Source organism: Streptomyces sp. NPDC031225 (assembly GCF_055570355.1).
Genome location: NZ_JBVIHJ010000017.1, coordinates 54,229 through 79,507 on the forward strand (window position 1 = coordinate 54,229; position 25,279 = coordinate 79,507).

The following is a 25,279-nucleotide window of genomic DNA, read 5'->3' on the forward strand; positions in this document are numbered from 1 at the left end:
TGCGTGTGGTTGACCACCCCGAGGGCGTCGGCTCAGTTGATCACAGGTGCCGGCCGCGGGTCGGGCAGACGTCGCCACTTCTCCTGTACGACGACCTCGCGCAACCGCCAGCCGGCGTCCGTGCGCAGCACAGTGAAGGAGTAGCGGCCGCCGCAGACGAAGTCGGGGGCGGTGCCGTCGCCGTCGCCGATGCGCATCGGGTTGATGTAGTCGGCCTGGACGCGGGCCGTGTCGCCGGTGTCCTCGTCCAGGGTCCCGAGCCGGATGCGACGGTTGACGATCAGGTGCTGTCGCATCGAGAACAGCTGCAGGCTCTGCGTGAGCCAGGCGGCGACGGTGTGCGCGTCGCCCTCGACGCCGCCCGCCGAGCGGTAGTCGGCCCGTCCGTCGGACGTGAACAGCGTCCGGTACGCCTCCCAGTCGCCGTCGTCCACGGCGACGGCGTAGTCGGTGACGAGTGCGTCCACGGCCAGCCGGTCCATCACGGTCGCGAGTTCCACACGCTGCGTCATCGGCTCAGTGTTGGGCATGGGACGGGCCGCGCCAAGGGGCGTGCGGTGACATTCGGGGGGCGGGCAGCCGACGGGCGGGGAGGCCGCCGGGTGGTGGGGGTCGGGCGAGACGGTCGGCATCGGGGGCGCTCGACGGGCCGGACGGGCGGTGAGCGGTACGTCATCCGTCGGTCAGGACGTCCACCGGCCAGGCGGCCGAGTGCGGGCCGAACCTGTTCTCGGCCGCGAGGGCGACCAGGCGGGCGTTGCGTGCCTCGGCCTCGGGGCCGTCCGGCAGGTGGTAGTCCTGACCCGCCCGCGCGGAACTGGCCTGCACGGTCGTGGCGGCCGGAGCCCGCCTGCGGACGTACCGGTCGAGGGCGTCGGGTACCTCGCCCGGTGTCGTGTCGGTGAGGCAGTCGCCGAGCACGGCCGCGTCCATGATGGCCTGGGCCGCGCCCTGGGCCTGGAACGGCACCATCGCGTGGGCGCTGTCACCGAGCAGGGTGATCCGGCCGATGTTCCAGCGGGTGAGCGGGGCCCGGGTGTGGATGCCGTAGCGGAAGACCTGGCCCGCGCGTTCGAGAACCGTCAGCAGCCGGGGGTCCCAGTCCGCGAACGCGCGCAGTTGCTCGCCCGGCGCAGCCCGCGCGGTCCATGACTCCTGCGCCGTCCGGTCCGTCACGAACACGGCGACGACGTTGAGGAGTTCACCGCGGCGCAGCCAGTAGTGGACGAGGTGGCGGCCGGGGCCGAGCCAGCCGGCGTACTCCGGAAGGTCCAGGTCGGCCACCTCGGCGGCGGGGAGCAGGGCGCGGTAGGCGGCGGTGTGCGAGAACACCGCCTCGTCCACGCCGAAGAGCCGCTGCCGGGCGGCGGACCGAATCCCGTCCGCGGCCACGACCAGGTCGGCGTCCAGCTGTTCACCGCTCGCCGTCGTCACGTGGGCCGATGTGTCGTCCTGGTCGATGCCGACCACGGTGGTGTCCAGGCGCAGCGACCGGGACGGCACCGCGCCGACCAGCGCCTGCTGGAGATCGGCCCGGTGGACCTGGAGATACGGCGCCCCGAACTCCTCCTCGGCCTCGCGGCCGATCACGTAACGGCAGATCTCGGAACCGTCGGACCAGGTGCGGAAGCTGACGTGGGCCGGGCGGGTGGCCTGTTCCGCGACGGCGTCGAGCAGCCCCAGCCGGCGCAGCACGCGGGTGGCGTTGGGGGCGAGCTGGATCCCGGCGCCGATCTCGGTGAGCCGCCGCGACTGCTCGACGAGCATCACCTCATGACCGGCCTGCCGCAGACTCAGCGTCGCGGTGAGTCCTCCGATGCCCGCACCCACGACGATCGCTCTCATGGCAGGACCTCACTTCGAGATCGAGGGACTCGACTGTGGGTCCGAGCAGGCTATCGGAGAGAACTGCGGGGCCGTACAAGGCGTTTCGGCCTACGTGGGCGCCAAGAGGGCCGGCCAGGCGGACAACTGCGAGGGTCGCTGCGCCGGTTGTCGTTGCGTCTCAGGCGGCTTCGACGACGGCACCGCGGATCGCGGCCGCCCACTCGACGACCAACAGCTCGTACTCCGCGCGTTCCTGGGACGAGAGGGTGCCGCCGGCGCGCATCCAGAGCGCCCGGATCTGCTCGTTCACCTCGGCAGCGGACCGCACGGAACCAGAGGTCACGGAATCGGGGGACATGCGGACAAGCCTAGGCGCAAGAACTGACGGTCCGCTACCGGACGGCTACGCACAACGTATGTGATTGGTCACGGATTTCGGGGCGGGCGCCCCGTGATGGTGTGCGGCGATCAGTCGATCCAGACGACGACGCACTGACCTCGGCGTGCCGCTGCGCGGTAGAACTCCCGCAGCGCGTCGAAGTGCTGCACCAGGTGTGCGCGTACGTCGCCGTCGAAGTCCGGGCCGAAACCGCAGACCGCCGCCGCCGCGTCGGGGGAGCGCGGCAGGTCCGCCGGCAGGGTGTCGAGGTCGATGGCGTCGAGGCCGTGCGCGATGTCGGCGACGGCGATGGGTGCGAGCAGTCGCGGCGGGTCCGCGAAACCGTCGTACACCTCGTCGTGGTCGAGGAACCCGACGTCGCCGCCCGGGTCCCCGGAGGTCGCGCGGTCGAGCAGGGTCACCGTGCCCGGGTCGGCTCCTGACCCGTGGCAGTGACGGAGGAGTCCCCATGTCGCCCAGCCCGTGTCCAGGCGGTTCTCGGCCGGCGGATCCCAGTTCGGGGACGCGTCCGGCGAGCCCAGGGCCGAGGCGCGGCAGCGGACCAGGTATTCCGGGTCGACCCGCGCGAGCTGCTGGGTGAGGGCCACGCGCGCCTCAGCCCGCCGACTCCGCCGCGTGGGGGCTCAGGGCGCCCATGCCGACCAGGGCGATGATGACGATCCCGAGGGCGATGCGGTACCAGACGAAGGGCATGAAGCTCTTGGTCGAGATGAACTTCATGAACCACGCGATCACGGCGTATCCGGTCACGAAGGCGATCACCGTGGCGAAGATCGTGGGGCCCCAGGAGACGTGGTCGCTCTCCATCGCGTCCTTCAACTCGAAGAGTCCCGAGGCGAGTACGGCCGGGATGGCGAGGAGGAAGGAGTAACGGGCCGCGGACTCACGCCGGTAGCCCATGAAGAGGCCGCCGCTGATGGTGGCGCCGGAGCGGGAGACGCCGGGGACGAGGGCCATGGACTGGCAGAGGCCGAAGATCAGGCCGTCCTTGATGCCGAGGTCCTCGAGTTCCTTGCGCTGCTTGGGGGCGCGGTGCTTGCCGCCGGTCTCGTCGCGTGCCGCCAGACGGTCGGCGACGCCGATGACGATGCCGACGACGATCAGCATGGTGGCGGTGATGCGCAGATCGCGGAACGGCCCCTCGATCTGGTCCTTGAACAACAGGCCCAGTACGCCGATGGGGATGGAGCCGACGATCACCAGCCAGCCCATCTGGGCGTCGTGGTCGCGCCGCAGTTCCTTCTTGACGAGGGACCGGCTCCAGGTCGAGATGATCCGCCCGATGTCCTTGCGGAAGTAGATCAGCACGGCGGCCTCCGTGCCGATCTGGGTGATTGCGGTGAACGCCGCCCCTGGGTCCTTCCAGCCCGAGAAGGCCGCGGTCAGGCGCAGATGCGCGCTGGAGGAGACAGGAAGGAACTCGGTCAGCCCCTGGACGAGTCCGAGGATGAGTGATTCAAACCAAGACATGAAGTTACGGCGTCCAAATGCTGGTGGTGTGAGGGGCGTCGGGCGTGCCACATCACCGGGCGCGGTGATCGGGGTGCGAGGGCAGCCTAGCGTTCCCCGGCCGCTACGCCCCCGTCGGCCCCGTCACCGTCCAGCCGGCGGTCTGCGGATGGGACGTCAGGTCCTCGTGGAGCACCGTGCCGCCGCAGGCGGAGCAGACGACGACGGGCGCCATTTCGTGACCGCAGCTGTGTTCCAGGACCATGGGCCGGTCGTCGTCCGTGCGCACGTGCCGGTCGCCCCACGCCATGAGCGTCAGCAGCACCGGTTCCAGTTCGAGGCCGGCCTGGGTGGGCCGGTACTCGAAGCGCTGGGGCCGCTCGCTGTAGACCCGCTTGGTCAGGATCCCGGCGTCGACGAGGCGGCGCAGCCTGGTGGCCAGGACGTCGCGCGGGGCGCCGATGTTGCGTACGAGCTGGTCGAAGCGGCCGTTGCCGAGGCAGACCTCGCGCAGGACGAGCAGGGAGTACTTCTCGCCGACCAGGGCCAGGGCATCGGCGATGGAGCAGGGGCGGGGGTCCTTGGTGACGGCCATACGCCCAGTGTAGGGGAGGGTTTGTTTTTCCAACTCACGGAGTTATGGTGAGTTTGGATTCCCTACTCACTGGTAGCCGTGGAGGCCCGAACCATGCGTGACGCAGTCATCGTCGAAGCCGTACGCACTCCCATGGGCAAGGGCAAGCCGAACGGCGCCCTCGCACATGTGCACCCGGTCGAACTCCTCGCGCACACCCTGCGCACCCTCGTCGAGCGCTCGGGCGTCGATCCGGCACTCATCGACGACGTCATCGGCGGCACCGTCGACCAGGTCGGCGAGCAGGCCATGAACACCACCCGGTACGCGGCCCTGTCCGCAGGCTTCCCGGAGACGGTCCCGGCGACCACCGTGGACCGCCAGTGCGGCTCCTCCCAGCAGGCCGTGCACTTCGCCGCGCAGGGTGTGATCGCGGGCGCGTACGACATCGTCGTCGCCTGCGGTGTCGAGTCGATGAGCCGGGTCCCGATGTGGTCGAACGTCCCCGAAGGCAAGGACCCCTTCGGCCCCGGCGTCGCCGAGCGCTACAAGGAAGGCCTGGTCCCGCAGGGCATCAGCGCCGAACTCATCGCCGCCAAGTGGTCGATCACACGCGAGCGGATGGACGCCTTCGCCGTCTCATCCCACCAGAAGGCCGCCACGGCCTGGGAGAGGGGCCTGTTCGACGCCGAGGTCGCGCCCCTGGACGGCGTCTCGCGCGACGAGTGCGTACGCCCGGGGAGCACCCCCGAGATCCTCGGCGGCCTCAAGTCCGCCTACTACGACCCGGACTTCGCCGAGCGCTTCCCGCAGATCGGGTGGAACGTCACCGCAGGCAACGCCAGCCCGGTCAACGACGGTGCCTCCGCCGTCCTCATCATGTCGGGCGAGACCGCCGAACGCCTGGGCCTGCGCCCCCTGGCGCGACTCCACAGCTTCGCCGTCACCGGCTCCGACCCGATCCTCATGCTCACGGGCGTGATCCCGGCCACCGAGAAGGTCCTGCGGCGGGCTCAGCTGACCCTGGACGACATCGACCTGTTCGAGGTCAACGAGGCCTTCTCCAGCGTGGTCCTGGCCTGGCAGCAGGAAACCGGCGCCGATCCCGCCAAGGTCAACGTCCACGGCGGCGCGATAGCGCTGGGCCACCCCCTGGGCGCGAGCGGCACCCGGCTGACCACGACCCTGGTCCACGCGATGCGGGAGCGAGGGGCGCGTTACGCACTGCAGACGATGTGCGAGGCGGGCGGGCTGGCCAACGCGATGATCCTGGAAAGGGTCTGACCCGGCGTCGTGTCAGGGGCGGCGCAGATGGTGCCGCTTGCGCCAGGCCACCACGATCCCCGCCAGCCCCGGCAGGGCGATCGCAGCCATGGCGATCAGGAAAGCGGGCGACGTCGGAGCGGAAGCCCGCGCCCCTGCGACCACGTACGCGGCGGTGTTCGGAATCGACCCGAGCGCCGTCGCGACGAGGAACGGCACGACCTTCATACGGGACACGGCCGCACAGTAGTTGGCAGCCCAGAACGGCACCCCGGGAAACAGCCGGGCCGCCAGCATCGACCGGAACCCGTGCCGGCTCAGCTGTCCGTCCGCGGCCTTCAGCCACCGTCCCCGCAGCAGCGGCCGCAGCGCGTCCTGCCCGAGCACCCGGCCCAGACCGAAGGCGAGCCCGGCCCCGAGCACCGTGCCGGCGATCGCCGAGGCGAGCCCCAGCTGGGAGCCGAAGAGCGCGCCCGCCGCGAGATTGAGCAGCGGCCGCGGGACGAACGCCACCGTGCACAGGCCGTACGCGACCCCGAACACGACGGCCGCCGCGACCCCGCCGAGCTGGGGCGGCCAGCCGTCCGAGAGCAGCCGCTGGGGCTCGAAGAGCAGGACCGTGGACGCGGCGCCCGCGAGCAGCACGACGAGCAGGGACAGCCGGGACCACGGTGACAGCAGAACTCTGGTGCAGCGAGCGGTGAGGCCCACCGGAGCGGGGACGGGGAGAGCGAGCTCCGTGGCGATGGCCGGGGGAGTGGCCGTGGCGGTGCCCCCAGAGCGGGTGGTGGCATCGAGCATCCAGTGACGGTAACCGACTCGGATGTGTGATCGCCGTATGGATGCGGCCGGTTGTGCGGACATGCGGCGACAAAAACCGTTCGACGTGGGACGACGCGTCGGACATGATCTGCGTCATGTTCCGGTACGCCTTCGCTCTCGCAGCATCCGCAGTCGCGGATGCGCCGAAGGCTGCCGTTCCCGTTCTCCTGGCCGCCGCAGACGGCGCCCGAAGCTGACCCTCCCCGGATCGACCGGCGGACCCCGCAGGGGGAGGGTCGGCAGGTTCCTCGGGGTCCCCGTTCTTCCGCGAACACGAAGAGGCTTCGAGGTACAGCCATGTCCAAAACCGCATACGTCCGCACCAAGCCGCATCTGAACATCGGCACGATGGGACACGTCGACCACGGAAAGACCACCCTGACCGCCGCCATCACCAAGGTCCTCGCCGAGCGCGGCAGCGGCACGTTCGTGCCGTTCGACCGCATCGACCGCGCCCCGGAGGAGGCCGCGCGCGGGATCACCATCAACATCGCGCACGTCGAGTACGAGACCGACACCCGGCACTACGCGCACGTGGACATGCCGGGCCACGCCGACTACGTCAAGAACATGGTCACCGGAGCCGCGCAGCTCGACGGGGCGATCCTCGTCGTCTCCGCGCTCGACGGGATCATGCCGCAGACCGCGGAGCACGTACTCCTCGCCCGGCAGGTGGGCGTGGACCACATCGTGGTCGCCCTCAACAAGGCGGACGCGGCCGACGAGGAGCTGGTCGAGCTCGTCGAACTGGAGGTCCGCGAGCTGCTCACCGCACACGGCTACGGCGGCGACGCCGTGCCAGTCGTACGGGTCTCGGGGCTGAAGGCGCTGGAGGGGGACCCGCGGTGGACGGCGTCGATCGAGGCGCTGCTCGACGCGGTGGACACGTATGTCCCGATGCCGGAGCGGTACGTGGACGCGCCCTTCCTGCTGCCCGTCGAGAACGTGCTGACCATCACCGGCCGGGGCACCGTGGTGACCGGTGCGATCGAGCGGGGCACCGTGCGGGTGGGGGACCGGGTCGAGGTGCTCGGGGCCGGGCTGGAGAGCGTCGTCACCGGCCTGGAGACCTTCGGCAAGCCCATGACGGAGGCGCAGGCCGGGGACAACGTGGCGTTGCTGCTGCGGGGTGTTCCGCGGGATGCCGTACGGCGTGGGCATGTCGTGGCCGCGCCGGGCAGTGTGGTGCCGAGTCGTCGGTTCACCGCGCAGGTGTATGTGCTGTCGGCGCGGGAGGGCGGGCGTACGACGCCTGTCTCGACCGGGTACCGGCCGCAGTTCTACATCCGTACGGCGGATGTGGTGGGCGATGTCGACCTCGGTGAGCTCGCTGTCGCGCGGCCCGGGGAGCGGGTCGTCATGACCGTGGAGTTGGGCCGGGACGTGCCGCTCGAGGCCGGGCTCGGGTTCGCCATCCGTGAGGGTGGACGGACCGTGGGGGCGGGCACGGTGACCGCCGTCGTCTGAGGGCGGTCGCGGCCTGAGGGGGCTGCGGGGTTGTTGTGGCTGGTCGCGCCCGCGCGGCGGAGCCGCAAATCAATACGGCCCCGCGCCCCCGAGTCGGCACACTGGACATGTGAACCACTCGATACCCGTCGCCAAAGCCACCGACTTCGGCTTCGCCAAGCTCATGCCCGACGTCGACCGGGAGCGGGCCTGGTTGCTGACCGTGGACGGGGCTCCGCAGTCCTACGTCGATCTCGACGAGCCGACGCATCTTGAGTTCGAGTACGCCCGGCGGCTCGGGCATGCGCTGGACCTCGTCGCGGAGGCGGGGCGGGCGCTGGACGTCGTACACCTCGGTGGGGGCGGGCTGACGCTGCCGCGGTATCTGGCCGCCACCCGGCCGGGGTCGCGACAGGACGTCGTCGAGTTCGACCGGGGCCTGCTGGAGCTGGTCGTCGAGCAGCTGCCACTTCCGGAGGGGGCGGCGATCGCGGTGCACGCGGCCGATGCCCGGGAGTGGCTGGAAAAGTCCCCGGCGGACTCGGCCGACGCGCTCGTCGCCGATGTCTTCGGGGGATCCAGGGTGCCGGCGCATTTGACCTCCCTGGAGTACGCCCGGGAAGCCGCACGGGTGCTCCGGGGCGACGGCGTCTATCTCGCCAACCTCGCCGACTCCGCGCCCTTCGCGTTTCTCCGGTCCCAACTCGCCAATTTCGCCGAGGTGTTCGAGGAGCTCGTGCTGATCGCCGAACCCGGTGTGCTGCGGGGACGGCGGTTCGGGAACGCGGTCCTCGTCGCCGCGCACCTGCCCCTCGACACGGCCGCCCTGACCCGGCGTACGGCAGCGGACGCCTTTCCCGCGCGGGTGGAACACGGGGCCGGGCTGCGGCAGTTCATCGGCGGGGCCCGCCCGGTGCGGGACGAGGACGCCGTGGCGTCACCCGAGCCCCCCGACGGGGCGTTCGGTATCGGCTGAGCCGTTCGCCACGCCCCGGGTGACCTGCTTGGTCCCGCGGTGCAGGTGGCGGACGTCCGGTACGCACAGGACGGCCGCCGTGACCACGACGATCAGGCCCGAGCAGCCCCACAGGGCCGCGGCACGCCCGAACGCCGACTCCGCGGGGCCCGCCAGCGCCGCCGCGAGCGGCATGAGAGCGACCGAGCCGAACCAGTCGTAGGCCGAGACGCGGGAGAGCTTGTCCTCCGGTATCTCCTGGTGCAGGGCGGTCATCCAGGAGACCCCGAACACCTCGACGGTCGCGCCGGCCAGGAACATCGCCGTGCACAGGAGGGGCACCGACACCGGTACGGCGAGCGCGGCGGACGGCAGGGCCATCGGGAACACGCACAGGATGCCCACGAACAGCAGCCGGTGCGGTTTCCAGCGGGTCATGAGCAGGGCACCGACGACCGTGCCCGCGCCGAAGAAACCGAGGGCCACGCCCCAGGGGCCCGCCCCGCCCAGATTGTCGCGGGCGACGAGCGGGCCGTACACCGCGTCGGCGGCACCCAGGACCGCGTTGGCCATGGAGAACTGGACCACGATGCCCCACAGCCAGGGCCGGCCCGCGACCTCCCGCCAGCCTTCGCGCAGGTCGGCGAGTATGCCGACGCCCGGTTCCCGGGCCGGGATGTGGCCGACGTCGAGGAAGGCGCGCAGCGAACCGGCGACCGCGAACGCCACCGCGTCCGCCGCGAGCACCCAGCCCGGACCGGCCGCGGCGACCAGCGCACCGCCGAGTGCCGCACCGCCCAGCGCGGCGCCCTGCATCGCCATCCGGAACACCGCAAAGGCCCGGCCGGCCTGTTCACCGCTCACCGAGGACAGCAGCATGCCCTCGGCCGCCGGGCTGAAGAACGCGTGGCCCGTGCCGCCGAGCGCGGTCAGCATCATCATCTGCCACAGCCGGGGTTCGCCGGCCAGGACCAGGAGGGCGAACGCGCCCTGGGACAGGCAGTTGAGGGTGTTGGCCGCGACCATCACCCGGTGTCGGGGCAGCCGGTCCGCCACCGCACCGCCGATCAGCAGGAACACCACCAGCGGGAGCGTGCGCGCGGCCGCCACCAGGCCCACGTCGCCGCTGTCGCCGCCCGCCTCCAGCACCGCGAAGGCGGCGGCGATCAGGGCACCGTTGCTGCCGAGGTTCGTCACGAACGCTGCGGTGGTCAGCAGGCTGTAGTTGCGGTTCGCCCAGGCGGGCCCGCGGGCGCGGCGGGAGGAGTCGGCGGAGGGGGTCACCGGCCGACTATCGCCGCCGGACGCCTGCCCTGCCAAACCGATTGCAGGCCAGATCGCGCGTCGGCGATGTCGCCGGGCATCGCGCCTGGGAAACCGCCGGTCTCTCGGCGGTCCCTGACTGCCGGGTCGACGACGAGGCGGTCGACGGTCGCTGGGGGCGCCGGGCGATCGATGGCTGCCGAGTGCCGGTGAGCTCTGCGGTGACGAGACGGTGATCACCTGCGCAGGGCCTGGTCAGCGCGTGCTACTCGTGGGTAACGTCGCGTTCATGAGCGCAGACCAGATGTCCATCGGCGAGATGCTCGCCGCCACCGTGCCCATGGCCCGGACCCTGAACCTCGAGTTCGTGGAGACGAGTCCGGAGAAGGCCGTGGTCGCCCTGCCCGACCAGGGTGAGTTCCACAACCACGTGGGCGGACCGCACGCCGGGGCGATGTTCACGCTCGGCGAGTCGGCCAGTGGCGCGATCGTCCTGGCCGCGTTCGGCGACCAGCTCTCGCGCGCGGTCCCGCTCGCCGTCAAGGCGGAGATCGCCTACCGCAAGCTCGCGATGGGTCCGGTCACCGCCACGGCGACCCTGGGCCGCCCGGCCACCGAGGTCGTGGCCCAGCTGGACGCCGGGGAGCGCCCCGAGTTCCCGGTCACGATCGAGATCCGCCGCGAGGACGGGGCGGTCACGGGCGAGATGACCGTGGTGTGGACCCTGCGGCCGAACGGCTGAGCCTGACGCGGGCGCGGATCAGTGGCTGACCGGTCGAGTGACTGTGTGGCTGACTGGTCGCGTGGATGAGGCCCGGGTGCCCGGCAAACCTTCGGGGCGGATGCCCGGGCGGTGCGGATACCCGTCCGGGCACCCGCGTTCCCGTCGCGGCGGGGCCATCCCTACCCACCAGCCCGTGTCCGGGGCTCAGGCCGCCGGCCGTTGCCACTCCGCACCCTGGCCGCTCTCCAGCCCCGCCACGAACTCCTTCAGCCAGCCGATGAACTCGGGGCCGAGGTCGTCGCGCTCGCAGGCCAGACGGACCACGGTGCGCAGGTAGTCCGCCTTGTCGCCGGTGTCGTAGCGCAGGCCGTCGAAGACGACGCCGTGGACCGTGCCGTCGGCCGCGAGGTCCTGGAGTGCGTCGGTGAGCTGGATCTCGCCGCCGCGGCCCGGCGGCGTGCGGTCCAGGACGTCGAAGACCACGGGGTCGAGGACATAGCGGCCGATGACCGCGTAGGCGCTGGGAGCCGATTCGGGGGAGGGCTTCTCCACGAGTCCGGTCACGCGCACCACGCCCTTGTCCTCGGTCTGCTCCACCGCCGCGCAGCCGTAGAGGTGGATCTGCTCACGCGGTACCTCCATGAGGGCGACCACGCTTCCGGAGTACCGGTCGCGGACGTCGAGCATCGTGCTGAGCAGGGTCTCGCGCGGGTCGATCAGGTCGTCGCCGAGGAGGACGGCGAAGGGCTGGTCGCCGACGTGGCGACGGGCGCAGAGCACCGCGTGGCCGAGGCCGAGGGGCTCGCCCTGGCGGATGTGGTGGATGTTGGCCAGGCGCGCAGGGTCACGTACGGCGTCCAGGCGCACCGCGTCGCCCTTGGCCGCGAGGGCCTGCTCCAGTTCGAAGGCGTTGTCGAAGTGGTCCTCGATGGCCCGCTTGTGGCGGCCGGTGACCATCAGGACGTCGTCGAGTCCGGCCGCGGCGGCCTCTTCGACGACGTACTGGATGGCCGGCTTGTCGACGACCGGCAGCATCTCCTTCGGCGTCGCCTTGGTCGCCGGCAGGAACCGGGTGCCGAGCCCGGCGGCCGGGACGACCGCCTTGCGGACCGTGCGGACGGGGGCGGGGGTGTCTGTCGTGTGGGGGACGATCATGTGGATCATGCTGCGTCACCGGGATGAGAGCGCACCGGGAGACGCCTGGGAGCTTCCTGTGGACGGATGGGTCGGATGCGCCGGACGGGCCCGGAATTTGAAGATTTCGTGTGCCAACCATTCGCCGGACGTGCACAACCCGAAGGTGACACCCCCGCTTATTTCGAATACGGGTGCTGCTACCCCCGGTAACTTTTCTGAAGTGGCATCTTTTTGAACATGGGTCACTCGTACTTCTTGTTAGCTGTGCAGCAATTGTGCGAAGGTGAGCGCCCCCGATAGCGGCGTCGGAACTGACGCGGCATAGGTATGCACCAATCAGGCACCTGCTTTCCGAGGACGCGCATTACCCATGGCGTCCTGCGGCCTGGAAGGAATTGGTCCAGTGCAATCCGCTTACCCTCCACGACCCCCCTACCCCCCACGTCCCGGAGCGAGCCCGGGGGAGTCCGACCGTAATCTCCTGGCCAGGCTCGGGGAGAACAGTGTGGACGGTCATGCCGTCGCCCTGTTGATGGCGCGGCACTGGCGGCCGACGTACGAATACGCGGTCATCTGCCTCGCCTCTTGGTCGGGTTCGGCGTCAATGGCGGCTGCCGCGGCTTTCCATCGGGTGCTCGGCCGGGCGGGTGACGGGGCTTTGCGCCCACAACTGCTGACGGCGGTAAGGGAGTTCGTCAAGGAGTGGGCCGCCGATGACGAGGTGTCAGCCGTACTTCCGGAACTCCGCAAGACGATCGGCGGTCGTGGTCTGCGTGCGGCGAGGTCCGTCACCCCCGAAAGGCGACTGCTCGCCGAGCGCGCATTCCGGGCCCTTCCGGGGGCCTCTCAATGCCTGCTGTGGCATGTCGAGGTCGAGGCCGAAAATATTTCGGTGCCGGCCGGTCTGTTGGGTGTCGACGCCGCCCGTGCCACCGCCGCGCTGGATCAGGCCCGCGAGCAATTCCGTACCGGATGCGTGCGTGCCCACCGGGAACTCGCACCGACCAGTGAATGCCGTTTCTACAACCGTCTCCTGGATGTCCCGATTCGCCGGGGCGGAGATCTCTTGCCCGATGTGCGGGAACATCTGACGGAATGCCGGTACTGCCGTCACGCGGCCGAACAGCTCAGTCATTTCGAGGGCGGTCTTGAGGTACTGCTCGCCGAGACGGTGCTCGGCTGGGGTGCCCACCGCTATCTGGAATCGCGTCCCGCGCGTGCCGCGGGCCAGCCGGAGGCGGACCTCCACGGCCCGGCCCGTCCCCGGCCCGGCGGACGCCACCGGCCCGCCACCGCCGGCCTCCTCGCCCAGCCCCGCAGGCACGCCCGTGCCGTACTGGTGGGCGCCGGACTGACCTCCCTCGCCCTGCTCGGCACGGTGCTCGTAGCCAAGGGCTGGACCGACGACGGTGGTGTGCCCACGACCGGCGCCACCTGGGGAGCGGTCAGCAACAACACCGTCCGGCCGAGCCCGTCGGACGTGTCCCAGGAGGCCGGATCCCCGTCGGCCGCCTCCGTGGGCAACCCTGTCCAGGTCGGTCACGGCAGACTCCGCAACGCCGACATCGGACTGTGTCTCGACACCCACGACGGCCGCCTCGGGGACGGCGTTCAGGTCGTCCTGGCGAGGTGCTCCACCGCCGGGTCCCAGCAGTGGGCGTACGAGGACGACGGACTGCTGCGCAGCACCGTGGATCCCGGGCTCTGCCTCGACTCGGACGCCGAGAGGCGGACGGTGGTGGTCGCCGACTGCCTTGCGCACGCGGACGGTGCCCACTACGACCTCACCGTGCGCGGCGAACTGCTGCTGCGCCGGGGCAAGGGGCTGCTGGTCGCGCCCGGCAAGGGCGAGATCGTGACCGTCACCGGGCGGGACGGCACGAAGGAGCAGCGCTGGTATCTGGAGTCCGCCGACGAGAGCGCGCCGACACAGCAGGGCACGCAGTCGCCGAGGACGGAGAACACAGAGCACCCGGAGAACACGGAGACGGGCAGCCCCTCCGGCGGGACGGACGGCGCTCCCCTCGCCCCCCACCTCGCCCCGGCCCCGCCTCCCGGTGCCGGCCAGAGCCCCGGCGGGCCCTCGGACCCGCAAGGAAGCCCGTCCGGGCAGTACCGGACGAGGGTCGCCCAGGTCGACCACGACGACTCCGCCCCGGCTGCACCGGTCGAGGTGGCCGGGTCGGCGGTGACCGCCGTCGTGGACACCGTGACTTCGCTCGCGGCGCCCGTCACGGCGCCCCTTCGGGCCGTGCTGCCGTAGACCGTGGACGGACGATGACGGGGCCGGTGGTCCCGTCGCCGGTGCACCCCGGCCCGGTCGGGCGAGCGGGCCGGGGCGGGTGAGTTGTTGCCTCGGACGTCGGTTCACGCGACCCGGTAGGCTGCCACGGGGTGCGCCGGTACTTGGCGCGCGCCGGGAACGCGACTCAGGAGGAACCGGCGTTGCACGTCCAGGAATGGCTCGACACCGTGCCCCCGGCCGCCGTCTACGCCCTGGTGGGCCTGGTCATCGGCCTGGAGAGCCTGGGCATTCCGCTGCCCGGCGAGATCATCCTGGTCTCGGCGGCGCTGCTGTCCTCGCAGCACGCGGGGATCAATCCCGTGGTGCTCGGTGCGTGTGCCAGCGTCGGGGCGATCGTCGGTGACTCCATCGGCTACGCGATCGGGCGCAAGGGCGGGCGGCCGTTGCTCACCTGGCTCGGCAACAAGTTCCCCAGACACTTCAGTGAGGGCCATGTCGCCACGGCGGAGCGGTCCTTCGAGAAGTGGGGCATGTGGGCCGTGTTCTTCGGCCGCTTCGTCGCACTGCTGCGGATCTTCGCGGGGCCGCTCGCCGGTGTGCTGCGGATGCCGTACTGGAAGTTCCTGATCGCCAACGTGCTGGGCGGGATCGTCTGGGCCGGCGGGACGACCGCGGTCATCTACTACGTGGGCATCGTCGCCGAGTCGTGGCTGAAGCGGTTCTCGTGGCTCGGGTTGGTGCTCGCCGTGTTGATCGGGCTCACTTCGATGCTCGTGCTCAAGCGCAGGGCGGCGAAGGTGACGGCCGAGACGAAGGCGGCCGAACCGGAGACCGTCCCGGCCGCCGACTGACCGTCACGGCGTGTCGTGCACCTCGCCGTGGGCCTTGGCCAGGTCCGCGTAGAGCGTCCCGTTCAGGGTCACTCCCTGCCGCTCCTCGTCCGTCAGCTCCCGCCTGACCTTCGCGGGTACGCCCGCCACCAGTGAACCCGGCGGGACCCGCATGCCCTGCGGCACCAGTGCCTGCGCCGCCACCAGGGAACCCGCTCCGATCACCGCGCCGTTCAGCACCGTCGCGCCCATGCCGATCAGACAGTCGTCCTCGACCGTGGCGCCGTGCACGACCGCGTTGTGGCCCACCGAGACCCGCTCGCCGATCGTCACCGGGAAGCCGGGGTCGGCGTGCAGGGTGGAGTTGTCCTGGCAGTTGCTCCGGGCGCCGACTGAGATGCGTTCTACGTCTCCTCGGGCCACCGCGCCGTACCAGAGGCTCGCCCCCGCCTCCAGGGTCACGTCGCCGATCACCGACGCGGTCGGCGCCACGAAGGCCGTCCCGTCGATCTTCGGTTCTCTTCCGCCGATGCCCGTGATCAAGGCCTTGTGCGCCATTTCGCCTCCTGGTTCCGGATATCCCGAACCGTACGTCACCCGGTGGGGCGAAGATCACAAGCCCTCGCACTCATACCGGCGGCGTGCGCTCAGTACGGTGTGCTCGTGCCGAAGAGCAAGAACACGTTCTCATCCTGGCGGGGCCGTCTCGTCCAGCGTGCCGTCCACGCGGGCTGGGCCTGGGTGCAGCGCACGGGTTCCGTGACCGCGGAGCACCCGGGACGCTTCCGTTTCGGCGCGCTGGGTGCGCACAGCCGGCTGGCCTTTCCGCTCGGCACGGTCTTCGGTGAGCCGTGGATCCATGTCGGGTCCCACTGCATCGTCGGCGAGCAGGTCACCCTGACCGCCGGCCTCATGCCCGACCTGGACCTGGGTCCTGAGCCGATCCTGCGCATCGGCGACGGGGTCGTACTGGGACGCGGCAGCCACGTCATCGCCGACACCACGGTCACGATCGGCAGCGACTGCTACTTCGGGCCGTACGTCTACGTCACCTCCACCAACCACTCCTACGACGATCCCCACGAGCCCATCGGCAAGCAGTGGCCGCGGATGGAGTCGGTGGAGATCGGGCCGGGCTGCTGGATCGGTACCGGGGCGGTGATCCTGCCCGGTGCGCGGATCGGACGGAACGTCGTCGTGGCCGCCGGGGCCGTCGTCCGGGGTGTGGTGCCGGACCACGCGGTGGTGGCGGGGGCGCCCGCCAGGGTCGTACGGCGATGGACCGCCGAGGACGGCTGGCAGCCGCCGCTCCGGACGCCGGCGCCGGTGCCGATACCTCCGGGGGCTACGGCGGAGCAGTTGAGCGCCTTGGCGGGGTTGGATGAGGAGGCTGCGGCGAGGTTGGCTGAGCTGGACTGAGGGTGCCCAAGGGGGTGCCGGGTCGGGTTGTCCAGCGGCTGCGGGCCGGTGGGGGCTGGTCGCGCCCACGCGGCGGAGCCGCACATCGATACAGCCCCGCGCCCCCAAGGGGTGGGGGCGGTCTCAGCCCGTCGCCAGGAGCACTGTGCCGAGCAGGGCCAGACCCGCGCCGGCCGCCTGGAGTGCCCGCAGCCGCTCGCTGAGGAAGCCGCGGGCGGCCAGGGCGGTGACCACCGGGTAGAGCGAGGCGAGGACGGCGGCCACGGTGATCGGGCCGTGCTGGGCGGCCACCGCGTACGTGCCGTTCGCCGCGACGTCCGCGAGGCCGACGAAGGCGAGCGCCGGAAGCGACGACCGGGGGAGTCCGGTGTCGGGGAGGGCCGGGGCGCCCCGCCGCACGGAGACGTACAGAGCGGCACCGCCCACCGTCACGCTGACGACACGCTGTACGAACAGGGCCAGGAAGAGGCCGGAGACGGTCGTGGACGCCTCCGCGATCAGGGCGAAGACGGTGCCGAAGCCGAGAGCCGCGATCAGGGTCAGGACGATCGCCCGGCGTTGTACGGGAGCGCCCCGCAGTTGGGGGCCGCCGGCCAGGACCACTCCGGTCACGGCCACCGCGATGCCCGCGGCCTGCACCAGCCCGGGGCGTTCGCCGAGGAGGAGGCCGATGCCGACCGGGACCGCCACGCTCAGCGTGCCGAGCGGGGAGACGACTCCCATCGGGCCCAGCGCGAGTGCCTTGTAGAAGCAGATCAGGGCGACCGGCCCGGCCAGACCGGCGCCGAACGCGAACCACAACCGGGGCCCGGCCTCGCTCCAGCCGCCGGTCGTCAGCACGATCGCGCCGAGCACCGCCGCGGCGATCGCCTGCGAGACGACCACCACCGTGAGCGCCGGAAGCCGTCGGGTCAGCACTCCGCCGCCGAAGTCGGCCAGGCCCCACAGGAGGCTCGTGGCCAGGGCGAAGAACGCTGTCACGGCTGACCTCGCAGTACAGTTCGGTGAACGATCGGGTGCACCCCATCGTAGTTCATCAAGTTGGACCGAGTCATACAAAATATTGGACGTGACGTGGCGGACCTCGACCTGCTGACCCAGTCCCTGGCGCGCAACGTCAAACGCTGGCGGACCGAGCGCGGCTTCACCCTGGACGCGCTCGCCGCCCGTGCCGGGGTCAGTCGCGGCATGCTGATCCAGATCGAACAGGCCCGGACCAACCCGAGCCTCGGCACGGTCGTGAAGATCGGCGACGCGCTCGGGATCAGCATCACCACGCTGCTCGACTACGAACAGGGCCCGAGGGTCCGGATCGTTCCGCCCGAGCAGGTGGTGCGGCTGTGGAGTACGGAGGCGGGCAGCTGGAGCCGGCTGCTCGCGGGCGCGGAGGCCCCGGGACCCCTGGAGATGTGGGAGTCGCTGATGATGCCGGGCGAGGCCAGCCGGTCGGATCCGCACCCGGCCGGCACGGTCGAGATCCTGCATGTCACGGAGGGTGAATTGACCCTGACCGTCGACGGGATCGAGCACCGGGTCCCCGCCGGGTCGAGCGTCACCTTCGAGGCGGGCATCGAGCACGAGTACGCCAACCGGGGCGACGCCCCCGCCCGCTGGATGCTGGCGGTCTCGGTACCGGCCGCGTCCTGAGCGGCTGTTGGCGTGCCGCGATGGGCCCGCGCCGGGCGGGGAACCGGCGAACTCCCGGAACGGCGAAGGCGGGCCTCAGGGTGCATGACGAGGCCCTTGCCGTCGGCCTGAAGGACGAGCGCGGTCGCGGCGGTCGACGGCCCGGCCGACGCGGAACTCCCGCTGCCCGCGTCCTTTCGCTCCCACGGCCTGCGCCGCCTCGCTGTCCTCGAAGCCGTCAGCGGCCGCACCCATCGGGGCCCTTCGACCACGCGGCCCCTGCTCCCGACGCCCTCGGGGCGGTCGGTTTCCTCAGGCGTCGGCGTGATGGGCGAGCGTCAGGTGGGGATCGGTTTCGCCCGGTACCGGTGCCGGGTCGGCGTGGACGAGCGCGGCAGTGAGGCGCGGTACGGCATGCAGCAGAGCGTGCTCGGCGTCGACGGCCACGGCATGCGACTGACGCACCGTCATCTCGCCGTCCACCACGACGGCCACCTCCGCGCGGAGCCGGTGTCCGATCCAGCGCAGCCTCAACTCTCCTACCCCGCGCACCCCTTCCACCTCCCGCAGCGCGTCCTCGGCCCGGTCCACCAGGTCGGGATCGACGGCGTCCAGCACCCGCCGGAACACCTCGCGGGCCGCGTCCCGCAGTACCAGTGCGATCGCGGCGGTGATCGCCAACCCCACGATCGGGTCGGCGAGTTGCCAGCCGACGGCCGAGCCGCCGGCACCCAGGAGCACGGCCAGCGAGGTGAACCCGTCGGTGCGGGCGTGCAGTCCGTCCGCGACCAGTGCCGCCGAGCCGATGTCCCGGCCCACGCGGATGCGGTAGCGGGCCACCCATTCGTTCCCCGCGAAGCCCACCAGCGCGGCCGCGGCCACCACCGGCAGGTGCGAGACGGGACGCGGATCGAGCAGCCGGTCGATCGCCGCCCACCCGGCGAAGGCCGCGCTCGCGGCGATCGTCAGCACGATCACGATGCCCGCGAGATCCTCGGCCCGCCCGTAGCCGTACGTGAAACGGCGGGTGGCCGCGCGCCGGCCCAGCACGAAGGCGATGCCCAGCGGTACGGCGGTCAGCGCGTCCGCCGCGTTGTGCGCCGTGTCCCCGAGCAGTGCGACGGACCCGGACACGGCCACGACGACCGCCTGCGCCAGCGCCGTCGCACCGAGCACCGCCAGCGAGACCCACAGGGCGCGCATGCCGCGGGCGGAGGACTCCAGGGCGGAGTCGAGCTTGTCGGCGGTCTCGTGGGAGTGGGGGGTGAAGACATGGGCGAGACGGTGGCGCACGCCGCGACGCCGGTGCTCATGCGGGTGTTCGTGCTCGTGCGCGTGTGCGTGCGGATGGTCGTGGCCGTGCTCGTGTGCCTGGTGATGCCCGTGGTCGTGGTCGCTCACGTGGTGCTCCTTCCGGTGCGCGCGGGAGTGGACGTACCGCACTCACGGAGCCATTATGTGCGTATGAGCGCACGCATGCACCTATCACCTGCGCACGATACGCACCCGCGCACCCCGGGCGAGGAACAGTTCGCCCTCGCGGCCGAGATCCTCGCTCTTCTCGGCGACCGCACCCGCCTCACCCTGCTGCACGCCCTGACCGCCGGGGAGGCCGACGTCACGACCCTCACGGAGGCGTGCGGAGCGGCCCGTCCCGCCGTCAGCCAGCACCTGGCCCGGCTCCGGCTGGCCGGATTGGTGAGCACGCGCAAGGAAGGTCGCAGGGTGATCTACGCGCTGCGCGACGGCCACCTGCGCCGACTCGTCGACGAGGCCCTCAAGGTGGCGGACCACCGGCTCAGCGACCGTCCGGTGCACGACTGAGGGATCAGTACGCGGACGCCGTACCCAGGTACTGCTCGGCGAAGGCGGCGGCCGCGGTCGGCGAGGTGAACAGGCGGCGGAGGCGGGCGAAGGTGGTGCCCGCCCGGTACTCGTCGCCCGAAGAGGTGCCGTGGTAGACCTCGGAGAGCCACTGGGAGAACTCCTGGTAGTCCCACACGCGCCGCAGACAGGCCTCCGAGTAGCCGTCGAGGCCGCTGCCGTCGCCCTTGCCGAGGTAGGCGACGAGAGCGTCGCCGAGCAGGAAGGCGTCGTGCAGGGCGAGGTTCATGCCCTTCGCCGCGATCGGCGCGGTGAGGTGGGCGGCGTCGCCGGCGAGGAAGAGACGGCCGAACGTCATGGGCTCCACGACGTAGTTGTGCATGTCGAGGACGCGCTTCTCGATCAGTCGGCCCTCGGTGAGCGGCGGGCTGCCGTCCGCGCCGAGGCGCTGCTGGAGTTCGGTCCAGACGCGGTCGTGGGACCAGTTCTCGGGGTCGTCGCCCGGCGGGCACTCCAGGTAGTAGCGGGTGACCTCGGGGCTGCGGGCCATGTGCCCGGCGAAACCGTTGGGATGGATGCCGAACAGGACGCAGTCGGAGGACGGCGGTGCCTCCGCGAGCAGCGCAAGCCACCCGATGCCGTAGTCGTGCCGGGCGATGTCCGCGGTCTCCGGGAGGACGCTGCGGCTCACCCCGCGCGCCCCGTCGCAGCCCGCCACGAACTCGCACTCCACCGAATGCCGTTCACCCGTCCCGGCATCGGTGTACGACACGGAGGGCCGGGCCGTCTCCAGGTCGTGCAGGCGGACGTCCCGGACGCCGAAGCGGATCTCGCCGCCCCGGACGTCGGCGTACTCGCGCACCAGATCCGTCACCAACAGCGGCTGCGGATACACGAAGTGGTGCTGCCCCGTCAGTTCGCCGTAGCCGAAGCGGAAGCGCTCGCCTGCGAAGCGGAACTCGCACTCGGTGTGCAACTGGGCCCGTTCCAGGAGGGTGTCCGCGAGACCACGCTGCTGGAGACCGCGTACGGCCCACTCCTCGATGACGCCCGCCCGCGGCCGCTGCTCGATGAACTCGCGGGTCTCCACCTCCAGAACGAGACAGCCCACGCCCGCCGCCCGCAGGATGTTGCCGACCGTCAGCCCGGCGGGCCCGGCACCGACGATGACGACCGGAAAGCGTTGTGGGGCACCGGAGTTGGGGTGGGAGGTCACCCGGTCATTATGTCGACGCCGCGGCGCCCGGGCGAGGGCGGGAGAGGGAGGGGGAGGGGGAGGGGGAGGGGGAACGGCGCCGGGTGACCCACACGCGGAGGCACCCGGTCCGCCGGTCTCGGGGCGCGGGCGCGTCGGTGACGCGGTGGCGCCGGCCCAGTGGTGAAAGGGTGACCGATGGCCTGCGGGGCGTCAGCCCAGCCGGGGGAACTCGATCGCCGGGCACCTGTCCATCACCATGTCGAGGCCGGCGGCGCGGGTGCGGTCGTACGCGGCCTCGTCGATGACACCGAGCTGGTACCAGACGGCCTTGGCGCCGATCGCGGCGGCCTCGTCGGCGACCGGACCGGCCAGGTCGCTGTTGACGAACACGTCGACGACATCGACGGGGAAGGGGATCGCGTCCAGGGACGGATAACCCTGCTCGCCGTGGACCGTCTCGGCCTTCGGGTGCACGGGCACGATCCGCTTCCCGTACCGCTGCAGCACCTCCGCGACGCCGTAGGCCGCGCGCCGCTGGTTCGCCGACAGTCCCACGATCGCCCAGGTGTCGCCGAGTTCGGTGAGGATTCTGCGGATCGTTGCAGGGTCGCCGTACACGTGGGGCCTCCTCGGAATGGGCCGCGGGCCGTTGCCCGGGCTCTGCGTGCAACACCGGCCGCTGCCCGGACCTTCCCGGCCCACGGACAGGAGCGGGAAGCCCGTCCGTCGGCAAAGGCCCCGGACGCACCCCACCCCCTTGTCCGGAATCCGCGCCACTTCCCCCCACCGGGCCCTCCGTCCGCCTACGCTCGCCCCGTGCTGTGCATCACCGACGCCCGAACCGGCGAGCCCGTCGACGCCGCCCCCGCCCGCAGAGGCCTGACCCGGGTCGAGGCCCATGTGCCGGGCTACGACGCCTCCGCCCTGCGCGTCCTGCTGGTCGCCGACATCCTGGTCCGGGCCCTGGAACTCGGCCGCACCCCCGTGTGGGCGCTGCTCTCCGCCGGCCGGGAACAGGCGGAACTGCACGCGGGCGCCGCCGCCCTCGGCGCCAAGCCCTTCGAGGACCGCCGGGACGTCGGCCCCGGCTGGGGCGAGGACCAGGTCGTCCACGTGGTGGGGGAGGGCGGCGCGACCCCGGACGGGGTACGGGTCGTCGTCGCGCCCGTCGAGACCGCGGACATCCCCGAGGGCGCCGACCCCGCCGTCGTCCGCCTCGCCCTGCTCACCGCGCGACGGGGCACACCCGCCCGGCTCGACGAGGCCGCCCTGACGGAGGCCCACGAGACCCTCGTACGCTGGCGTCGGGCCGTCGCCGTCTGGGCACGGCAGCCGTCCAGGCCCGTCCCGGACGAGGTGCGCGGACGGCTCCGTACCGCCTGGGAGGACGACTTGGACGTACCCGAGGTCCTGCGCGTGCTGCGCCGGGTCGAGGAGTCGGAACTGCCGGAGGGCGCCCGCTTCGAAACGTATGTCTACGCGGACCGGCTGCTCGGTCTCGACCTGGCTCGCGACGTCGGATCCCCGGCATGACCGCGGCGACCGGAGCGGGCCCGTCGCGTCGCCTCGTCGTCCTCAGGCACGCCAAGTCCGCCTGGCCCGAGGGCGTCGCCGACCACGAACGCCCGCTCGGGCCCCGCGGCCTGCGGGACGCGCCGGAGGCGGGCCGCCACCTCGCCGAGTCCGGCCTGCTCCCCGACCTCGTCCTGTGCTCCACGGCCGTACGCGCCCGGCACACCTGGGAGTTGGCGTCCGCTCGATGGGACACCCCGTCGCCGGCCCGCCTCGATCCCGAGCTGTACGGGGCCGACGTACCGGAGTTGCTGGCGACCGTGCACGCGACGCCGCCCGAGGTCGTGACGCTGCTGCTCGTCGGGCACAACCCGGGACTGGAGGAACTGGTCCTCACGCTGGCCGGGGACGGCCTCGACGACGCGCTGGACGAGGTCCGGGTGAAGTTCCCGACCTCCGCGGTCGCGGTGCTGGAATGGCGCGGTGCGTCCTGGCGGGACCTGGCCCCGGGAGCGGCGCTCCTCACGTCCATGTCGGTGCCGCGGGGCCGCAGGACGTGACGCCGGGGCAGCCCGTCGGGGCCTCGGCGCCCACGGATTAGGCTGGCCGGATGCAGGACGAGTACCGCACGGTGGCCCACGCGGGCGTGCACGAGACCGAGGTCAACCGCTCGCGCTTCCTCTGCGCCCTCGCCCCGGCCGCCACTGAGCAGGAGGCCCAGGACTTCGTCGCGTCCGTCCGCAAGGAGCACGCCGACGCCACCCACAACTGCTACGCCTACGTCATCGGCGCCGACGCCGGGATCCAGAAGGCGAGCGACGACGGCGAACCCGGCGGCACCGCGGGCGTCCCCATGCTCCAGATGCTGCTGCGCCGCGACATGCGCTACGTCGTCGCAGTCGTCACCCGCTACTACGGTGGCGTCAAGCTCGGCGCGGGCGGCCTCATCAGGGCCTACGGCGGCTCGGTCGGCGAAGCCCTGGACACGCTCGGCACCCTCACCCGCCGCCGCTTCCGCCTCGCCACGGTCACCGTCGACCACCAGCGCGCGGGCAAGGTGCAGAACGACCTGCACACGACCGGACGCGAGGTCCGGGACGTCCACTACGGCGAAGCGGTCACGATCGAGATCGGGCTGCCGGACGCGGACGTGGCGGCGTTCCGGGGATGGCTCGCGGACGTGACCGCGGGGACGGCCGGGTTCGAGCTCGGCGGGGAGGCGTACGGGGACGCGTGAGCCGGGAGGACGGGGCCGGGTGAGCCGGGAGGACGGGGCCGGGTGTCAGCATTCTCCGGCCGCGGCGGTCACCTCCGCTCCAGCGCGGCCAGCCGCAGCTCAAGCTGGTCGACCCGGTGCCGTAGCAGGGTGACCTGTGCCTCCAGGCTGACTTCGCGCTCCGCCCGGCGCTGAATGCGCGGTGATGTGGCGGCACGCTCGATCACCGCGTCCAGCTGGACCAGGCGCTGCGGACCGTTCGGGCCGTCCACCAGCCGTGACCGGATCTCGCCGTTGCGGTACCAGGACCGCAGGGCCGAACGGGAAACACCGGTCTCGGCCTCCGCCCTGGCCAGCGTGACCCAGGGGGTCTCCTCCAGCTGCTCGAACAGCTCCAGTTCGTTCTGCCAGCGCGCGAGCCGGCCCTCCCAGTCCGACGGTGTCTCCATCAGACCCTCCCTTCAGCACGGTGACCCTGTCATTACCAGTGTATTGACAGGGTTGGGACCATGGGGACATGCCATTCGAACGGTTCACGAAGGAAGCCCGCAAGGTGGTTGTCATGGCTCAGGAGGAGGCGAGGCTGCTCAGGCACGACTACATCGGCACGGAGCACATCCTGTTGGGACTGCTCGACGCCCCGGACGGCGTCGCGGCGAGGGTTCTGCACCGGCTCGGGTACGACAAGGAGACGGCGCGGGCCGATGTCGCCGCGGCGGTCGAGCCGGGCCCGAAGCAGTTGAACGGTCATATCCCGTTCGCGCCGAGCGCGAAGAAGACGCTGGACCTCGCACTGCGCGAGGCGCAGCAGCTGCACCACACCTCCATCGGCACCGAACACATCCTGCTCGCCCTGGTCAGGGAGGGCGAGGACGGAGACGAGGGCGAAGGCCTCGGCGTGAAGGTGCTGGCCGAGCGGATCGGTCCGGTCAGCAGGATCCGCGCCGCGGTGCTGGCATCCGTGGAGGGACCGCAGGACGTCGCGGGCGGGCCATGGCCGGCCGGGACACCTGCCGCCGAGGCCACCGTGTCCACCGCCAGTGCGCTGGCCGGCGGCGCACCGGTCGGCAGCCATCACCTGCTGGAGGCGATGCTGCGGGCGGAGAACAGCATGGCGGCCAGGGTGCTGCGCGAACTCGGGGTCGACCCGGACGAGGTCGCCGCGAAGATCGACGCACTGGATCCGGAGACGACCACGGACGCGAACCCGGAGGAAGCCGCCGCGCGCAGGATGGAGATCCGGCTGGTCGACGACGAGGTGCACCTGATCCTGCGGGACCCGGCCACCGTCACCCTCGCCAGGAGGGTCACCGAGCTGTCCGGCGGCCCGGTTCGTGGCGCCGGTCCCGTCGCCGGCATGTTCGTCCCGCTCTGGAGGTCGACCAGCCACCTGCTGCTGCAGATCCAGCACGTGCTGGAACCGGCGGACCCCGAAGGAGAGGACGGCTCCGCCGCGAGCAAGGTGGCCAGGGCGGTGCGCTCGGTGCTCGCGCCCCGGCTCCGCCGCTGAGGCGACCGACAGGGCGTCGGCCGTCCGTCGGGCCGGTGC

General features: G+C 71.7%; 28 protein-coding genes and 1 pseudogene. 14 read left to right on the plus strand and 15 right to left on the minus strand.

The annotated features are described in order from the left end of the window. Positions 1–32: 32 nt before the first annotated feature. From ACZ48Z_RS27230 to ACZ48Z_RS27255, 6 genes are all read right to left on the minus strand, one after another. Positions 33–512: a nuclear transport factor 2 family protein gene (locus ACZ48Z_RS27230; protein WP_468738512.1), complete on the minus strand. Its 480-nt coding sequence runs from the start codon at positions 510–512 to the stop codon at positions 33–35. Between the two features lie 160 nt (positions 513–672). Then, the gene (locus ACZ48Z_RS27235) at positions 673–1,845 is read right to left on the minus strand and encodes an FAD-dependent monooxygenase (protein ID WP_468738513.1); all 1,173 of its coding nucleotides are present in this window, start codon (positions 1,843–1,845) and stop codon (positions 673–675) included. 160 nt (positions 1,846–2,005) lie between these two features. Then, positions 2,006–2,185, minus strand: coding sequence for a hypothetical protein (locus ACZ48Z_RS27240; protein WP_468738514.1), 180 nt, complete (start codon positions 2,183–2,185; stop codon positions 2,006–2,008). A gap of 110 nt (positions 2,186–2,295) precedes the next feature. Further along, complete coding sequence (locus ACZ48Z_RS27245) at positions 2,296–2,814, minus strand: DUF1877 family protein (protein WP_468738515.1); 519 nt, start codon at positions 2,812–2,814, stop codon at positions 2,296–2,298. 7 nt (positions 2,815–2,821) lie between these two features. Further along, positions 2,822–3,697: an undecaprenyl-diphosphate phosphatase gene (locus ACZ48Z_RS27250; protein ID WP_468738516.1), complete on the minus strand. Its 876-nt coding sequence runs from the start codon at positions 3,695–3,697 to the stop codon at positions 2,822–2,824. Positions 3,698–3,800: 103 nt separating this feature from the next. Continuing rightward, a complete protein-coding gene (locus tag ACZ48Z_RS27255) occupies positions 3,801–4,271 on the minus strand; it encodes a winged helix-turn-helix transcriptional regulator (RefSeq protein WP_468738517.1) in 471 nt (156 codons plus the stop codon). A 93-nt stretch (positions 4,272–4,364) separates the two neighbouring features. Here ACZ48Z_RS27255 and ACZ48Z_RS27260 point away from each other — a divergent pair, with 93 nt between their 5' ends. Beyond that, entirely contained in the window at positions 4,365–5,534 is a 1,170-nt protein-coding gene (locus ACZ48Z_RS27260) for a thiolase family protein (protein WP_468738518.1), read from the plus strand. A gap of 12 nt (positions 5,535–5,546) precedes the next feature. Here ACZ48Z_RS27260 and ACZ48Z_RS27265 read toward each other — a convergent pair whose 3' ends face one another. Then, positions 5,547–6,314: a TVP38/TMEM64 family protein gene (locus ACZ48Z_RS27265; RefSeq protein WP_468738519.1), complete on the minus strand. Its 768-nt coding sequence runs from the start codon at positions 6,312–6,314 to the stop codon at positions 5,547–5,549. A 318-nt stretch (positions 6,315–6,632) separates the two neighbouring features. On the opposite strand from ACZ48Z_RS27265, the gene tuf reads away from it, so the two are divergent. Together tuf and ACZ48Z_RS27275 are read left to right on the plus strand one after the other, a co-directional pair. Beyond that, positions 6,633–7,802: an elongation factor Tu gene (gene tuf / locus ACZ48Z_RS27270; protein WP_468738520.1), complete on the plus strand. Its 1,170-nt coding sequence runs from the start codon at positions 6,633–6,635 to the stop codon at positions 7,800–7,802. 109 nt (positions 7,803–7,911) lie between these two features. Then, positions 7,912–8,757, plus strand: coding sequence for a spermidine synthase (locus ACZ48Z_RS27275; protein ID WP_468738521.1), 846 nt, complete (start codon positions 7,912–7,914; stop codon positions 8,755–8,757). Here ACZ48Z_RS27275 and ACZ48Z_RS27280 read toward each other — a convergent pair. Next, the gene (locus tag ACZ48Z_RS27280; RefSeq protein ID WP_468738522.1) at positions 8,719–10,020 is read right to left on the minus strand and encodes an MFS transporter; all 1,302 of its coding nucleotides are present in this window, start codon (positions 10,018–10,020) and stop codon (positions 8,719–8,721) included. The two genes, ACZ48Z_RS27275 and ACZ48Z_RS27280, sit on opposite strands and share 39 nt — an antisense overlap. Before the next feature lie 283 nt (positions 10,021–10,303). Between ACZ48Z_RS27280 and ACZ48Z_RS27285 the strand changes: the two genes are divergently transcribed. Beyond that, entirely contained in the window at positions 10,304–10,741 is a 438-nt protein-coding gene (locus ACZ48Z_RS27285; RefSeq protein WP_468738655.1) for a DUF4442 domain-containing protein, read from the plus strand. Positions 10,742–10,927: 186 nt separating this feature from the next. Here ACZ48Z_RS27285 and galU read toward each other — a convergent pair whose 3' ends face one another. After that, positions 10,928–11,878 carry a UTP--glucose-1-phosphate uridylyltransferase GalU gene (gene galU / locus ACZ48Z_RS27290; protein ID WP_468738523.1) on the minus strand — a complete coding sequence of 317 codons (951 nt, stop codon included), beginning with the start codon at positions 11,876–11,878 and terminating at the stop codon, positions 10,928–10,930. 487 nt (positions 11,879–12,365) lie between these two features. Here galU and ACZ48Z_RS27295 point away from each other — a divergent pair, with 487 nt between their 5' ends. Both ACZ48Z_RS27295 and ACZ48Z_RS27300 read left to right on the plus strand, forming a co-directional pair. Continuing rightward, complete coding sequence (locus tag ACZ48Z_RS27295) at positions 12,366–14,123, plus strand: RICIN domain-containing protein (protein WP_468738524.1); 1,758 nt, start codon at positions 12,366–12,368, stop codon at positions 14,121–14,123. Between the two features lie 182 nt (positions 14,124–14,305). After that, positions 14,306–14,956, plus strand: coding sequence for a DedA family protein (locus ACZ48Z_RS27300; protein ID WP_468738525.1), 651 nt, complete (start codon positions 14,306–14,308; stop codon positions 14,954–14,956). Positions 14,957–14,959: 3 nt separating this feature from the next. Here ACZ48Z_RS27300 and ACZ48Z_RS27305 read toward each other — a convergent pair whose 3' ends face one another. Continuing rightward, positions 14,960–15,493, minus strand: coding sequence for a gamma carbonic anhydrase family protein (locus ACZ48Z_RS27305; protein WP_468738526.1), 534 nt, complete (start codon positions 15,491–15,493; stop codon positions 14,960–14,962). Between the two features lie 105 nt (positions 15,494–15,598). Between ACZ48Z_RS27305 and ACZ48Z_RS27310 the strand changes: the two genes are divergently transcribed. Then, the gene (locus tag ACZ48Z_RS27310; RefSeq protein WP_468738527.1) at positions 15,599–16,354 is read left to right on the plus strand and encodes an acyltransferase; all 756 of its coding nucleotides are present in this window, start codon (positions 15,599–15,601) and stop codon (positions 16,352–16,354) included. 123 nt (positions 16,355–16,477) lie between these two features. Here ACZ48Z_RS27310 and ACZ48Z_RS27315 read toward each other — a convergent pair whose 3' ends face one another. Then, a complete protein-coding gene (locus ACZ48Z_RS27315; protein WP_468738528.1) occupies positions 16,478–17,335 on the minus strand; it encodes an EamA family transporter in 858 nt (285 codons plus the stop codon). Positions 17,336–17,428: 93 nt separating this feature from the next. Between ACZ48Z_RS27315 and ACZ48Z_RS27320 the strand changes: the two genes are divergently transcribed. Beyond that, complete coding sequence (locus ACZ48Z_RS27320; protein WP_468738529.1) at positions 17,429–18,001, plus strand: helix-turn-helix domain-containing protein; 573 nt, start codon at positions 17,429–17,431, stop codon at positions 17,999–18,001. Positions 18,002–18,292: 291 nt separating this feature from the next. Here the strand turns inward: ACZ48Z_RS27320 and ACZ48Z_RS27325 are convergent, their stop codons facing one another. Beyond that, positions 18,293–19,381 (minus strand): cation diffusion facilitator family transporter, encoded by a 1,089-nt coding sequence (locus ACZ48Z_RS27325; RefSeq protein WP_468738530.1) that lies wholly within the window; start codon positions 19,379–19,381, stop codon positions 18,293–18,295. Between the two features lie 63 nt (positions 19,382–19,444). Between ACZ48Z_RS27325 and ACZ48Z_RS27330 the strand changes: the two genes are divergently transcribed. Beyond that, positions 19,445–19,804: an ArsR/SmtB family transcription factor gene (locus ACZ48Z_RS27330; RefSeq protein ID WP_468738531.1), complete on the plus strand. Its 360-nt coding sequence runs from the start codon at positions 19,445–19,447 to the stop codon at positions 19,802–19,804. 4 nt (positions 19,805–19,808) lie between these two features. Here ACZ48Z_RS27330 and ACZ48Z_RS27335 read toward each other — a convergent pair whose 3' ends face one another. Together ACZ48Z_RS27335 and ACZ48Z_RS27340 are read right to left on the minus strand one after the other, a co-directional pair. After that, on the minus strand, positions 19,809–21,020 hold the full coding sequence (locus ACZ48Z_RS27335) for a 4-hydroxybenzoate 3-monooxygenase (RefSeq protein WP_468738532.1): 1,212 nt from the start codon (positions 21,018–21,020) through the stop codon (positions 19,809–19,811). Positions 21,021–21,212: 192 nt separating this feature from the next. Continuing rightward, positions 21,213–21,620: a CoA-binding protein gene (locus tag ACZ48Z_RS27340; RefSeq protein ID WP_468738533.1), complete on the minus strand. Its 408-nt coding sequence runs from the start codon at positions 21,618–21,620 to the stop codon at positions 21,213–21,215. 198 nt (positions 21,621–21,818) lie between these two features. Here ACZ48Z_RS27340 and ACZ48Z_RS27345 point away from each other — a divergent pair, with 198 nt between their 5' ends. The 3 genes from ACZ48Z_RS27345 to ACZ48Z_RS27355 are packed head-to-tail and all read left to right on the plus strand — an operon-like array spanning position 21,819 to position 23,751. After that, entirely contained in the window at positions 21,819–22,535 is a 717-nt protein-coding gene (locus ACZ48Z_RS27345; RefSeq protein ID WP_468738534.1) for a hypothetical protein, read from the plus strand. Further along, the gene (locus ACZ48Z_RS27350) at positions 22,532–23,074 is read left to right on the plus strand and encodes a SixA phosphatase family protein (RefSeq protein ID WP_468738535.1); all 543 of its coding nucleotides are present in this window, start codon (positions 22,532–22,534) and stop codon (positions 23,072–23,074) included. The genes ACZ48Z_RS27345 and ACZ48Z_RS27350 overlap by 4 nt, the downstream gene beginning before the upstream one ends. A gap of 50 nt (positions 23,075–23,124) precedes the next feature. Beyond that, entirely contained in the window at positions 23,125–23,751 is a 627-nt protein-coding gene (locus ACZ48Z_RS27355) for a YigZ family protein (RefSeq protein WP_468738536.1), read from the plus strand. Between the two features lie 68 nt (positions 23,752–23,819). Here the strand turns inward: ACZ48Z_RS27355 and ACZ48Z_RS27360 are convergent, their stop codons facing one another. After that, positions 23,820–24,179, minus strand: a complete 360-nt coding sequence (locus ACZ48Z_RS27360; protein ID WP_468738537.1) for an excisionase — start codon at positions 24,177–24,179, stop codon at positions 23,820–23,822. Positions 24,180–24,247: 68 nt separating this feature from the next. On the opposite strand from ACZ48Z_RS27360, the pseudogene ACZ48Z_RS27365 reads away from it, so the two are divergent. Both ACZ48Z_RS27365 and ACZ48Z_RS27370 read left to right on the plus strand, forming a co-directional pair. Continuing rightward, positions 24,248–24,601: pseudogene (locus ACZ48Z_RS27365) on the plus strand (Clp protease N-terminal domain-containing protein); the annotation flags it as partial. A 156-nt stretch (positions 24,602–24,757) separates the two neighbouring features. Continuing rightward, positions 24,758–25,240, plus strand: a complete 483-nt coding sequence (locus tag ACZ48Z_RS27370; protein WP_468738656.1) for a Clp protease N-terminal domain-containing protein — start codon at positions 24,758–24,760, stop codon at positions 25,238–25,240. The last annotated feature ends 39 nt before the right edge of the window (positions 25,241–25,279 follow it).